We start from the raw sequence: 11,614 nt of genomic DNA on the forward strand, positions 1-11,614 counted from the left end.
AGCCGAATATCGTGAAGGTTTTCAAGATATTAAACCTTTAATTGATCGAGATGGTCACACTTAAAAGGGAGTGGGACAGAAATCTGATTTTGAAATAATGATTTCGTCGTCCCACCCCGGCAAGGATGACTAGCGTTGAAACAAGCTTGGTTTGAAGCGCATTTTCAATGCAGTCAGCTACTGCCCATATGAAAAGAGACTAGGACGTATCAATATTGTCCTAGCCTCTTAAATCCATAATGAATATTTAAATTAAATTTTGTTAACGATTGTTATTTTAATTGCTCAACAATTGCTTTATTAAAGTCATCTAAGTCGTCAGGTGTACGACTTGTAACGATATTGTTATCTACAACTACTGATTCATCTACAACTTGTGCCCCAGCGTTTGAAAGATCTTTTCTCACATTTAACACTGCAGTTAACGTTCTTCCTTTTAAATCATCAGTATCTATGAGTATTTGAGGTCCATGGCAAATCGCAAATGCTGGCACGTCATTTTTCGTGAAATATTTAGCAAATGTGCCATATCTTCCTTCTTCGTCACCTCTTAAATGGTCAGGTGCAAATCCTCCAGGAATTAATAAACCATCATAGTCTTCAGGTTTAGCATCAGCAATGCTTACATCAATCGTTACTTTTTCGCCATGTTTACCTACTACTTCATGGTTAGCAACATCGCCAATTATCACTGTTTCATGGCCAGCTTCTTCGATTGCTTCTTTTGGACTTGTTAATTCAATATCTTCAAATTCATTTGCAAGTATAATTGCTACTTTTTTTGCCATTTAAAATCACCTTTCTCTTTGCCGTTATATAATATGATATAACCAAAAAAGACAATTTTTAAACATTATCGGTATTACTTCTTTACTTAGATACTGATTTAACTTTTTCTTCTAGTTGATCTAATAAACCAATCCACTCATCTATATCTTCAACTTTAACTTCGTTAGGATTTACGTGATCAATGTCATCAATAAATTGCTCTAATCTATTTTTGATTTGATTCATAGTTTGATTTTCATCCATTGAATGTTAACTCCTTTATATATGATAATTACATATTAACATGTTCTGAACTAATAATGATAGCCGATATATTATATTACAGTTTAATTTTTACAACTTTTTGACGTTATGTGGTATACAGTCGCATTGGATTTTGTTTACAATAGAACAGATAAAATGAATATGAAGGAAAGAAGGATTAGTAATGACGATACACCAAATCCGTACTAAACAGCCCATTAGCATAAACAATGACCCTTGGGAAGCCTATACAGATATCGATATGCATAATCAACTCACTTTAAGTAATATAGAGTTTACCACTACAAACCTATGTAATATGCGTTGTAGTCACTGTGCTGTTGGTTATACACTACAAACGCAAGATCCTGACCCCTTACCTATGGACATTATTTATCGTCGTTTAGATGAAATCCCACATTTAAAAACGATGTCGATTACTGGTGGAGAACCTATGTTTTCAAAAAAATCTATCAAGCAAGTAGTTAAACCTTTATTGAAATATGCCTATGATCGAGGTATATACGTACAAATGAATTCAAATCTCACCCTACCTCAAGATCGTTATTTAGACATTGCAGAATATATCGACGTGATGCATATCTCTCATAATTGGGGTACATTAGATGAATTTGCCACTGTAGGATTTGGAGCAATGGAAAAACAACCACCTTTAAAAGCCAAGCTCAAACTTTATGACCAAATGCTCAATAACGCTCAAACATTGTCGGATCAAGGCATGTTTATTTCAGCAGAAACAATGTTAAATCAAAGTACTTTACCCTATTTAACAAAGATACATAACGAAATTGTGAAAGATATGAAATGTAGTAGACATGAAATCCATCCGATGTATCCCGCGGATTTTGCCAGTGAATTAAATGTATTGTCATTACAAGAGATGAAACAAGCCATACATCAGTTATTGGATATTCGCGACGACAACATTTGGATGTTATTTGGTACATTACCTATTTATCCGTGTATTAATGATGATGACGACCAAGCTTTATTAGAGCGTTTACGCCAAAGTAAAAATGTTACTATGCGTAATGATCCAGATGGTCGTAATCGATTAAACGTAAATGTTTTTACTGGAAATGTGATTGTAACGGATTTTGGTGATGAGACAGGTACAATATCTAACATCAAACATGATAAATTGCCTACTGTCTTCGAAAAATGGTTAAATTCTCCATTAGCTCAAAGTTTAAATTGTCATTGTCCTGCATTTAAATGTTTAGGACCTAATGTTTTAGTTAAAAATATGTATTATCCAACTGCGAATTTTAAAGAAAATGAAAAGCACATGCATCAATTATATAATTAACTATAAAAAAGCCAATTCAATTGCTTGAATTGGCTTTTTATATTGTTATTACTTTAAATTTCAACTTATCTCATTATTCTATATGTTGTACTTTCTCTAAAAATTCAATTGTTTCTTTACTTTCAATTCTACGCTCTTTTCTTCTTTTAACACGAACACTAGCAGAGTCGTAAAACCATTTTTCTGTTTGTGTTTCCGGGTACACTTCTGGAATTGTTGTTGGCTTACTTTCATCATCCAAAGCAACAAAAGTTAAAAAACTTAATGCTCCTAACTGGCGCTCACCTTTTATTAAATCTTCAACAATGATTTGTACACATATTTCCATAGATGTAGAACCAGCGTGACTTACCATTGCTTCATAAGATAATATTGCGCCTGTTTTAATTGGCATTAAAAAGTCTACTGAATCCGTTGATGCTGTTACAACTTGTGCATTCGCATGTTTCATTGCAGTAATCGCAGCAATTTCATCAATATTGGCCATCAACATACCACCAAACATCGTATGATGATGGTTAGTGTCCTGCGGAAATACTTGTCGAGCTTTTACACTTCTAGCTTCAGACATTGGCTTACTTGTTCTTTTTTTCATATTCATTTCCCTTCCCCATACTCGAATTAACTATAATCCTTACTTAGCCCAATTACCTTGTTCAAAAACAAGTTCTTCTGTACCATCTTGTGTGATGCCATAGATAGTTAAATCGTCACTTCCAATCATAAAATCAACATGAATAAGTGAGTCATTCAATCCACTTGCAACTTTTTCTTCGGTAGTCATTTCTGTACCATTTTCAATATTAAAACCGTATGCTGAACCTAATGCTATATGACAAGAAGCATTTTCATCAAACAACGTATTGAAAAATACTGTATTACGATTAGAAATAGGAGAATCATCCGGTACTAATGCTACCTCACCTAAACGCTTAGCCCCATCATCAGTAGATAACAATGTTTTTAGAGCCTCTTCACCTTGTTCTGCAGAAACATCGACAACTTCTCCATCTTTAAAAGTTAACTTAAAGCCGTCTATAATATTACCATTGTGACTTAATGGTAATTTATTAGTAACATACCCATTTACACGTTCACGATGTGGCGCTGTGAACACTTCTTCAGTTGGTATATTAGCTACAAATGCTTGTCCCTTGCTTGTGTAACTAGTGGCATCCTCCCAAATATGACCTGTAGGCAAGCCGATAGTTAAATCTGTTCCTTCTGATTCATATCTTAAAGCAGAATAATTTTTATCTTGTAATCTTTGAGCATGCTTACTTAAATTAGCTACGTGTTGTTGCCAATTTTCAGTAGGATCATTACCATCAACTCTGACAATATCTAGTACTTCATCAATAAATTTATAGTATGCCTCTTCTTCAGACAATTCGGGATATACTTTTTTAGCCCATGCTTTAGATGGGTATGCAGCGACACACCACGGGAATTCATTTTTCTGGCTTGCTTCCATATATCCTTTATAGGCAAGACTATATTCTTTTTGATACGTTGCTAATTTGTCAGCTTCAATGCCATTTAATAATTCCGGATCTTGCGTTATAAGTGCTAAATTTGCAGCACCACGTTGTGCATAATCCATTCTTTTATCTACTTCATAAGATTTAACTTCATTATGTTCAAAATGTTCAGTTGTTTCATGTTCAAATTTTAAACGTGTCAAACGATCATCACTGTATTCGACTTTGACATCTGAAGCACCTCTTTTATAAGCTGCTTCAACTATGTAATGCGTTAATTCTAATGCATCAACACTAGAGCGAATATATACTGGTTGATTTTGTTGTACATTCATTCCTACATCAACTAATAGTTGAGCGTATTGTTGTAATTTATATTGTAAGTCAGACATGCTAACACTCCTTATTTACGTATTTGGCCTAATGCATCCGCAATAGCAGTCGCTTCACTTGGTGTAAATGAAGATTTCGTTGTTACATAACTATGAATTTCCTGTATTTCTTTTTCATCTGCACCTTCAAATTTAGCTGGGTCAATGACGCTTTGATTAACTAAATTTAGACGCTCTCTAATTTCTATTATCATTTGTTCATTTTTATTAGTCATTTATATCACCTCTTTATCAATTTATTTTATCAAATAATGCAATCATGTAAAATTTTTATGACGATTCACCTTTAGAAATACATCAAAAACCGGTAAAATAAGTGTATGTAGTAATTAATATGGAGGTAATCAGTTATGGTAACAGTTGCATTTGTCTGTTTAGGCAATATTTGCCGTTCTCCGATGGCAGAAGGTATTATGAAGCAACGCTTACAAGATAGAAACATCACGGGGATACGTGTAAAATCTCGTGGAACGGGTAAATGGAATTTAGGTCAACCACCACACGAAGGTACGCAACAAATATTGCAAAGTCAAAATATTCCAACTGATGGAATGATTAGTGAATTGTTTGAACCGAATGATGATTTCGACTATATTATAGCGATGGACCAAAGTAATGTCGAAAATATTAAAAAAATTAATCCATCTATCAAAGGAAAGTTGTTCAAATTACTAGAATTTAGTAGTATGGAAGAAAGTGATGTACCAGATCCTTATTACACTAATAACTTTGAAGGTGTTTTTGAAATGGTGCAATCAGCTTGTGATAACTTAATTGATTATATTGTAAAAGACGCTAACTTAAGAGAGGGGTAACACACAATGAAAAATAAATTAGTTCCAGGTATATTATTAGGTGCAGTTATTGGCGGTGCAGCTACTTTAGCTGACAAATCAACACGTGAATCATTAAAACAATCTATTCAAGATGCTAAAAATGGTAACCGTCAAAGCAAACCATCTGCAATTAGCAATATTAAAGATGAAGTTCTATATTGGAAAGATGCGATTGAAGAAATCAGACGTAATAATCCTGAATTAGAAAAATCTTTAAAAGATGCTAAAGATACATTTGTAGAAAAGAAAAATAACCGTCTTAATGGTTAAGTTTCTCTATAGCATGAGCTATGCAATGACTTGATCACGTATTTAACAAGCTCGTGCTTTAATCTTGAGCATAGAATTTATATTCAATACATTCATTAAGGCTGGAACATTTATAATGTCCCAGCCTTTTACTAAACAATTATCGCACTGTTATTATTTACATTGTCTTAAAATTTTATATGGTTAACAATTATTTTTTAATATCATAATAATGTATTTACCTATTTTAATTTATACAGTATATTATTAGTAGTCATTAAAAAGTTAAGGAGATCAGATATGTCAAAGAACAAACCTACAACTTCTAAATTTTTAAATTCTATTAAAAATAAGGAACATAATAAAAATAACAAGTCTAACAAGGTTGAAACTGATCGTACATACGTTACACCTAATGAATTTCACTCCAAAGATACTAAAAAAGACAACCAAGCATTCTTTGTCTCACGTATAAATAAGCCAGCCAAATATACAAAAGATTCGAACTTTTTGTCGTATTTAGTTTATCGAATTGGTAAAGACGATGCATCTGGTTTAGCGGCACAATTATCATATTACTTTATGCTTTCTCTTTTCCCAATGTTAATCTTTCTATTAACAATCGTACCTGTAGTTGGCGTAAAGCAAGAAACAATTCAAAATATGATAAGCCAAAACATGCCACCCGACTATGCTGAACAAGTATCTCATTTAATATCAGACATAATGGATAATGCCAGTGGCGGCTTACTATCTGTTGGTTTAATTTTATCTCTGTGGTCTGCATCTAACGGTATGACAGCATTAATGAATTCATTTAATGTTGCCTATGATGTTGAAGATAGTCGTAATTTTGTCGTTGCTAAATTATTAAGCGTCGTTTTCACATTAGCCATGATTATTATTTTACCAATTGCCATGATTTTACCAGCATTTGGCGAACAAATTGGTTCATTATTATTTGGACCTCTAGGTCTAGGAGAACAAATCAGTTGGCTCTTTAGTATTGTTCGTATTGTGTTACCATTTATTATCGTCTTATTGGCATTTATGGTGCTATATACATTAGCCCCTAATGTCAAAATTAAAATATCTTCTGTTATTCCAGGAGCTGTATTTGCGACGATTGTCTTTATAGTAGGGTCATTTTTATTCGGCTATTACGTTTCTAATTTCTCGAATTATTCTAAAACATACGGTAGTATTGCAGGGATTATCATTTTAATGCTTTGGTTATATATTACTGGTTTTATTATTATTATCGGCGCTGAAATTAATGCAATTATTCACCAACGTAAAATTATCTCAGGACCAACACCTGAAGAACGCACAATGCAAGCTATTGAACAAAATAAAGATGACGAAGCTAATTTTTCTTAAGCTATATAATAAAAAAGCAAGTCACCTCGCATTTATCTAAAATGCCGGTGACTTGCTTTTTTATTGAATTAAATTATGTTGGAATGCATAGATTACTGCTTGTGTACGGTCTTGTACTTCTAATTTACTTAATATATTACTTACGTGTGTTTTAACTGTTTTAATAGTAATGTGTGATGCGCTAGCAATTTCTTGGTTAGAATAACCTTTAGCAATTAACAATAATATTTCCATCTCTCGCTCTGTCAACATCTCATAAAGCTCAGCACGTTGTTTCATACGATTACGCATTTTCACTAATACTTCTGCTTCAAACACAGCCTCACCATGATATGTCTTACGCACCGCTTCGGCAATATCACTTGCACTTGTAGTTTTTAAAATATAGCTATCTACACCTGAATCTAACGCACGATATACTTCATTATCTTCAATATAACTTGTTAACATAACTACTTTAATTTGCGGTAAGTCTTTTTTTACTTGCGCAGTTGCATCTACCCCATCCATATCATCCATAACTAAATCCATTAATATTAAATCGGGTTGTAACTTATGTGCTAATTCAATTGCTTCATTACCTGACTTACCTTCGCCTACTACTTCTATATCTTGTTGTGTTGATAAATAACTAGAAATTCCAATACGAACCATTTCATGGTCATCTACAAATAATACTTTAATTGGCATCTATATCCTCCTTATCTAATGGTGCTTTCACTTCTATTCTAGTACCTGAATCAGGCAGCGATACAATATGGAATGTGGCACCTATTTCTAATGCACGCTCCCGCATATTTTTCAATCCATAACTTTGTTCAGCTTTATCATCTACGTTAAAACCAATACCGTTATCTTGAATACGTAATAATAAATATGCTTCTTGATTAAATAATTCAATTGTTACTTTTGTACCGTTGGAATGACGTAATGTATTGGATATCGCTTCTTGCGTAATACGAAACAAATGATCTTCAATACCTTTAGGTACAGTAAAATCTTCAATGTCATGTATGACCTTCATTGGTACTTTTTTCTGTAAATCGACAACTAAATCTTTAATACCTTCTCCGAGAGACTTATCTTTTAAACCAATTGGTCTTAAATGTAGTAATAATGCTCTCATTTCTAGTTGAGAATCTTGTACCATTTTTTCTAATGTAGGGATTTGTTGATCTAAAGGTGGTGTTAATTGAGATTCTTTGATAGCTGATAACATCATGCTAGCTGCAAAAAGTTGCTGACTCACTGAATCATGTAATTCCCTAGCCAATCTTTGTCGTTCATCTTCGATTATTTTTTTAACTTTGACATCGTTTAAATTATAAGATTCATTTGTTAAATTTTGGGTCTTCATTCGCAGTTTATGTACTTCTTGATTGAGTGGAACTAACGTTTGATAGAGCTCTATAGTTTCATTATAAAGTTCTATATCTTGGTCATTAATCCCTACTGTTTCTCCTTCAATTGAACGTTCAATTTGTGTTTGTAGCCAATGGTTTTGCTGGTTTATTTTATAAGCTAAAACCGATCCTACAATGATACATAATAAAATTATGAGCAAATTTAAAAATAAAAATACTGGAATACCAAATATTTGGGTATAAAACATACCTTGAAAATACATAATATTTACAAATATTTTATCTATAAAGAAAAAAGCAATTAATGTACTATATACTAATATTAGCATAGAGCCTATTGCTCTAATGTAGTGATTCATCTATAAATCACCTCAACATCTCCTATTAAACTAGATACGTATATATTTACATTGTAATTTTCTTCTTTGGTTTCTTCATTAATTTTAATGTTATTATTTTCAATTTTATATGATTTATCATTGAGATAAGCATTGCCATACAAAGCACTAAAATGGAAATTCAAATTGTAATTAAGTGGTACGATAATTTGAATGCGACCAATGAGTTGTCTTACTACAATAGTATTATTTTCTTTAATGTTGGCTGCTTTTGTCATATCAATGTGTATATCGCCAATACCATGTTGTATTTGTAAATCTTCCCATTTGTATACATACACAGGTGTACGTTGTTCACCAAACCATTTTTGTTTTATAAATTCTGGATTGTCCACTTCAGATTCAGCTGCAACAACTTTTAAAGGTTTGAATTTGTAAATAAGATACTTTACAATCAAAGCTACTAAAAAGATAAATAAAATAATGATCGTATATTTATTTGATAGCAACGTAAAAGCAATTAATAACACACCTATCCAAAAAGATAACAACCCTCTTATCTTATGGAAATATACATAGCCTACATAAACTAAGATACATCCTAATAACAACACTAATAAAAAGCCAATTTTCTCAAAAAAGATATAGTAAAAATTGGCTATAATCATCAATGCTGTAAAGATAATCAACATTTCTGTCGATATATACTTATGTGTCATGGTTCGCCACCTTTCTTTAAGCGACTAAACTTATGCGTTCAATTAAATCACATTCTGTTTCTGTGTTGATTTTTTCTTTTGCTTGTAGTGATAAATCTGTCTCAATACGTGCATAGTCAGCTTCCATTACATTTAACTTTTGTTTTATTGCTTCAATATCATCATGTTCAATTTCTTCTGCACAGTCAATATATTCTTCTTCAATCATATCGATATATTTATTTTCTAATCTTAATGCGAGACTGTCAATCATCTTACCTATGTAGTCCCTTTTTTGCACTAAATAGTTAATATAGCGTTCGATACTTTTAAGTTTTTGATCTAAATGTTCACGGTATGTGTTTAAACTAACTTCCATTGTTTGTTGACACACACGATTTAAATAAGTTGTAATATAATTCATGAAACCACCTCATCATTGATTAGATTTCATTATAAAAAATTACCGGAACCAATCCTATAGGCTCCGGAACCATATTACATTAAGACTTTAGACCGAACATTATTAATCAATTTTAGTTGTTAATAATGGGCCATCCTTCGTGACAATTACAGTATGTTCTATTTGGGCAACATAACTTTTATCTTTTGTTTCAAATGCCCATTCATTTTTGCCTTCTGTAACAAATGTTGCATTAGATGAAATGAATGGTTCAACAGCAATAACTGTGCCTTCTTTTAATAAAGCTTTATCTTTTGGATCATAGTAATTCATCACGTGACTTGGTGCTTCATGTAATGATTGCCCTACGCCATGACCAGTTAAATTTTTAATAACTGTAACATCATTTTTACGTGCTGTAGCATGTACTGCCTTACCTATTTGACTTAATTTTGTTCCAGGTTTAACTTTCGTCATAGCCGCATCGAATGCTTCTAATGCCACATCACATACTTTTTGTTTCATTGGATTGTCTGCTTCACCTACTACAAATGAAATACCTGTATCTGCATAGTAACCATTTTTTAAAGCTGAAACATCAATATTTACTAAGTCTCCTTCACGAATGACACGTTTGCCAGGAATACCATGTGCGACTTCTTCATTTACGCTAATGCATGTTTGTCCTGGAAAGTTTTCGTCATGTATAGGTGCAGATAATGCTCCATGTTGTTCAAATAATTCTTTTGCGATATCATCTAATTCTTTTGTTGTAATACCAGGTACTGTTGCTTCTTGCATTTTATCTCTTATTAAAGCACAAATATACCCAATATCTTTCAAGGCTTGTAATTCTTCATTTGTTTTTACAATCATTTTATCCCGATCCTTTTTATAAAATTATATTACTTATTATTATAGCAGAAAAATTTTGATATAATAACTTACAGTATTAGAATACATACTAGTTTAACATTTTAACTTTTCAAATTACATAAACAGTTTTACACATCTGGTTATTACGATTAGGAGTTTTGAACTATGAACGATAAATGGTATAAAAATATTATTGGTGCACGTACACTTAAAACAGGACTAGCAACATTCTTAACAGCGCTCTTCTGTATGCTGCTAAATTTAAATCCTATTTTTGCTATATTGACAGCAGTCGTAACAATTGAACCTACTGCAAAAGCGTCAATAAAAAAAGGATACAAAAGACTACCTGCCACTGTTATTGGTGCACTTTTAGCTGTTATATTTACTTACCTATTCGGTGATCAATCTCCATTATCCTATGCGTTAAGTACTATGTTTACCATTTTAATTTGTACCCGCTTAAATTTACATGCAGGTACTACTGTTGCTACTTTGACAGCAGTTGCAATGATACCTGGTATACATGACGCATATATTTTTAATTTCTTTTCTAGATTACTAACTGCCTTTATTGGTTTAAGTACTGCGGCATTAGTCAATTTTATTATCTTGCCCCCAAAATATTATAATCAACTTGATCAACTAATTAAAGAGACTGAGTCTAAAATGTACAGTTTATATAGTAATCGCATGCAACAATTATTACTCAGTCAATTTAAATCCGAACAGTCAAACCAACAACTTAACCAATTATTAGATGCGAGCAAAAAAATAGAAACTTTAATTAATTATCAAAACGATGAATTAGCATATCATAAAAACGATAAGCAAGAATGGATAAAATTAAAAAAACTTCAAACTTTAGCACAAACAGATCGCCTTTTTATTTCTCATTTATCGAACATTATATATCTACCTAAACGCACAGCAATTGGCTTTGATATTGAAGAAAAATACGCAATCTTATCCATTGCAAATAGTATTAACCAAATAATAGCAACAGGTCATTTCAAAAGAGAAAAGCAAAGTGCTTCTATATTAAAAAATTCAGTTAAAGGACTGGATGAATTCGATGAACATCAACTTAAAAGTCACATCATTTACGAAATTTTATTGATTTATCGTATTTTAGATGAACGCTATGCGTAATCATAATACATATGAAAAACCACTAAGTATGCTTACTTAGACTTTCAAAACATAAACACCTCCTTCACATTAATTTGCAAAGG

The 11,614-nt window shown here is 32.1% G+C and carries 15 protein-coding genes; 5 read left to right on the top strand and 10 right to left on the bottom strand.

Going from position 1 to position 11,614, the window contains the following annotated elements:
• Nucleotides 1-272: 272 nt before the first annotated feature.
• Nucleotides 273-788 (bottom strand): type 1 glutamine amidotransferase domain-containing protein, encoded by a 516-nt coding sequence (locus tag JVU85_RS12135; RefSeq protein ID WP_002509190.1) that lies wholly within the window; start codon nt 786-788, stop codon nt 273-275.
• A gap of 82 nt (nt 789-870) precedes the next feature.
• The gene (locus tag JVU85_RS12140) at nt 871-1,032 is read right to left on the bottom strand and encodes an SE1561 family protein (protein ID WP_002509189.1); all 162 of its coding nucleotides are present in this window, start codon (nt 1,030-1,032) and stop codon (nt 871-873) included.
• Nucleotides 1,033-1,216: 184 nt separating this feature from the next.
• On the opposite strand from JVU85_RS12140, the gene yfkAB reads away from it, so the two are divergent.
• Nucleotides 1,217-2,362 (top strand): radical SAM/CxCxxxxC motif protein YfkAB, encoded by a 1,146-nt coding sequence (gene yfkAB / locus JVU85_RS12145; RefSeq protein WP_002509188.1) that lies wholly within the window; start codon nt 1,217-1,219, stop codon nt 2,360-2,362.
• Between the two features lie 73 nt (nt 2,363-2,435).
• Here the strand turns inward: yfkAB and JVU85_RS12150 are convergent, their stop codons facing one another.
• The 3 genes from JVU85_RS12150 to JVU85_RS12160 are packed head-to-tail and all read right to left on the bottom strand — an operon-like array spanning nt 2,436 to nt 4,450.
• Nucleotides 2,436-2,957, bottom strand: coding sequence for an acyl-CoA thioesterase (locus JVU85_RS12150; protein ID WP_239441217.1), 522 nt, complete (start codon nt 2,955-2,957; stop codon nt 2,436-2,438).
• 39 nt (nt 2,958-2,996) lie between these two features.
• Nucleotides 2,997-4,235 carry an aminopeptidase gene (locus JVU85_RS12155; protein ID WP_112369296.1) on the bottom strand — a complete coding sequence of 413 codons (1,239 nt, stop codon included), beginning with the start codon at nt 4,233-4,235 and terminating at the stop codon, nt 2,997-2,999.
• A gap of 11 nt (nt 4,236-4,246) precedes the next feature.
• Nucleotides 4,247-4,450: a DUF1128 family protein gene (locus tag JVU85_RS12160; protein ID WP_142019535.1), complete on the bottom strand. Its 204-nt coding sequence runs from the start codon at nt 4,448-4,450 to the stop codon at nt 4,247-4,249.
• A gap of 135 nt (nt 4,451-4,585) precedes the next feature.
• On the opposite strand from JVU85_RS12160, the gene JVU85_RS12165 reads away from it, so the two are divergent.
• The 3 genes from JVU85_RS12165 to JVU85_RS12175 all read left to right on the top strand — a co-directional run bounded on the left by JVU85_RS12165 (nt 4,586) and on the right by JVU85_RS12175 (nt 6,700).
• Nucleotides 4,586-5,050: a low molecular weight protein-tyrosine-phosphatase gene (locus tag JVU85_RS12165; RefSeq protein ID WP_002509184.1), complete on the top strand. Its 465-nt coding sequence runs from the start codon at nt 4,586-4,588 to the stop codon at nt 5,048-5,050.
• Nucleotides 5,051-5,056: 6 nt separating this feature from the next.
• Nucleotides 5,057-5,341 carry a hypothetical protein gene (locus tag JVU85_RS12170; protein ID WP_002509183.1) on the top strand — a complete coding sequence of 95 codons (285 nt, stop codon included), beginning with the start codon at nt 5,057-5,059 and terminating at the stop codon, nt 5,339-5,341.
• Between the two features lie 279 nt (nt 5,342-5,620).
• Nucleotides 5,621-6,700 carry a YihY/virulence factor BrkB family protein gene (locus tag JVU85_RS12175; RefSeq protein ID WP_142019533.1) on the top strand — a complete coding sequence of 360 codons (1,080 nt, stop codon included), beginning with the start codon at nt 5,621-5,623 and terminating at the stop codon, nt 6,698-6,700.
• 60 nt (nt 6,701-6,760) lie between these two features.
• Here the strand turns inward: JVU85_RS12175 and vraR are convergent, their stop codons facing one another.
• The 5 genes from vraR to map all read right to left on the bottom strand — a co-directional run bounded on the left by vraR (nt 6,761) and on the right by map (nt 10,379).
• Nucleotides 6,761-7,390, bottom strand: a complete 630-nt coding sequence (gene vraR, locus JVU85_RS12180) for a response regulator transcription factor VraR (RefSeq protein ID WP_002509181.1) — start codon at nt 7,388-7,390, stop codon at nt 6,761-6,763.
• The gene (vraS, locus tag JVU85_RS12185; RefSeq protein ID WP_002509180.1) at nt 7,380-8,423 is read right to left on the bottom strand and encodes a sensor histidine kinase VraS; all 1,044 of its coding nucleotides are present in this window, start codon (nt 8,421-8,423) and stop codon (nt 7,380-7,382) included. The genes vraR and vraS overlap by 11 nt, the downstream gene beginning before the upstream one ends.
• Nucleotides 8,420-9,121, bottom strand: a complete 702-nt coding sequence (gene vraT, locus JVU85_RS12190; RefSeq protein ID WP_002509179.1) for a cell wall-active antibiotics response protein VraT — start codon at nt 9,119-9,121, stop codon at nt 8,420-8,422. Before vraT ends, vraS begins: the two co-directional genes overlap by 4 nt.
• Before the next feature lie 16 nt (nt 9,122-9,137).
• On the bottom strand, nt 9,138-9,524 hold the full coding sequence (locus JVU85_RS12195) for a hypothetical protein (protein WP_002509178.1): 387 nt from the start codon (nt 9,522-9,524) through the stop codon (nt 9,138-9,140).
• 102 nt (nt 9,525-9,626) lie between these two features.
• Entirely contained in the window at nt 9,627-10,379 is a 753-nt protein-coding gene (gene map / locus JVU85_RS12200) for a type I methionyl aminopeptidase (RefSeq protein WP_002509177.1), read from the bottom strand.
• A gap of 165 nt (nt 10,380-10,544) precedes the next feature.
• On the opposite strand from map, the gene JVU85_RS12205 reads away from it, so the two are divergent.
• Complete coding sequence (locus tag JVU85_RS12205) at nt 10,545-11,531, top strand: FUSC family protein (protein WP_135024393.1); 987 nt, start codon at nt 10,545-10,547, stop codon at nt 11,529-11,531.
• Nucleotides 11,532-11,614 lie beyond the last annotated feature (83 nt).

Source organism: Staphylococcus sp. GDY8P72P (assembly GCF_016890655.1).
Classification (GTDB): domain Bacteria; phylum Bacillota; class Bacilli; order Staphylococcales; family Staphylococcaceae; genus Staphylococcus; species Staphylococcus arlettae.

Excerpts from the sequence above, each read along its gene's own strand:
- JVU85_RS12135 (WP_002509190.1), bottom strand. The coding sequence starts at position 788 with ATGGCAAAAAAAGTAGCAATTATACTTGCAAATGAATTTGAAGATATT.
- JVU85_RS12140 (WP_002509189.1), bottom strand. The coding sequence starts at position 1,032 with ATGGATGAAAATCAAACTATGAATCAAATCAAAAATAGATTAGAGCAA.
- yfkAB (WP_002509188.1), top strand. The coding sequence starts at position 1,217 with ATGACGATACACCAAATCCGTACTAAACAGCCCATTAGCATAAACAAT.
- JVU85_RS12150 (WP_239441217.1), bottom strand. The coding sequence starts at position 2,957 with ATGAAAAAAAGAACAAGTAAGCCAATGTCTGAAGCTAGAAGTGTAAAA.
- JVU85_RS12155 (WP_112369296.1), bottom strand. The coding sequence starts at position 4,235 with ATGTCTGACTTACAATATAAATTACAACAATACGCTCAACTATTAGTT.
- JVU85_RS12160 (WP_142019535.1), bottom strand. The coding sequence starts at position 4,450 with ATGACTAATAAAAATGAACAAATGATAATAGAAATTAGAGAGCGTCTA.
- JVU85_RS12165 (WP_002509184.1), top strand. The coding sequence starts at position 4,586 with ATGGTAACAGTTGCATTTGTCTGTTTAGGCAATATTTGCCGTTCTCCG.
- JVU85_RS12170 (WP_002509183.1), top strand. The coding sequence starts at position 5,057 with ATGAAAAATAAATTAGTTCCAGGTATATTATTAGGTGCAGTTATTGGC.
- JVU85_RS12175 (WP_142019533.1), top strand. The coding sequence starts at position 5,621 with ATGTCAAAGAACAAACCTACAACTTCTAAATTTTTAAATTCTATTAAA.
- vraR (WP_002509181.1), bottom strand. The coding sequence starts at position 7,390 with ATGCCAATTAAAGTATTATTTGTAGATGACCATGAAATGGTTCGTATT.
- vraS (WP_002509180.1), bottom strand. The coding sequence starts at position 8,423 with ATGAATCACTACATTAGAGCAATAGGCTCTATGCTAATATTAGTATAT.
- vraT (WP_002509179.1), bottom strand. The coding sequence starts at position 9,121 with ATGACACATAAGTATATATCGACAGAAATGTTGATTATCTTTACAGCA.
- JVU85_RS12195 (WP_002509178.1), bottom strand. The coding sequence starts at position 9,524 with ATGAATTATATTACAACTTATTTAAATCGTGTGTGTCAACAAACAATG.
- map (WP_002509177.1), bottom strand. The coding sequence starts at position 10,379 with ATGATTGTAAAAACAAATGAAGAATTACAAGCCTTGAAAGATATTGGG.
- JVU85_RS12205 (WP_135024393.1), top strand. The coding sequence starts at position 10,545 with ATGAACGATAAATGGTATAAAAATATTATTGGTGCACGTACACTTAAA.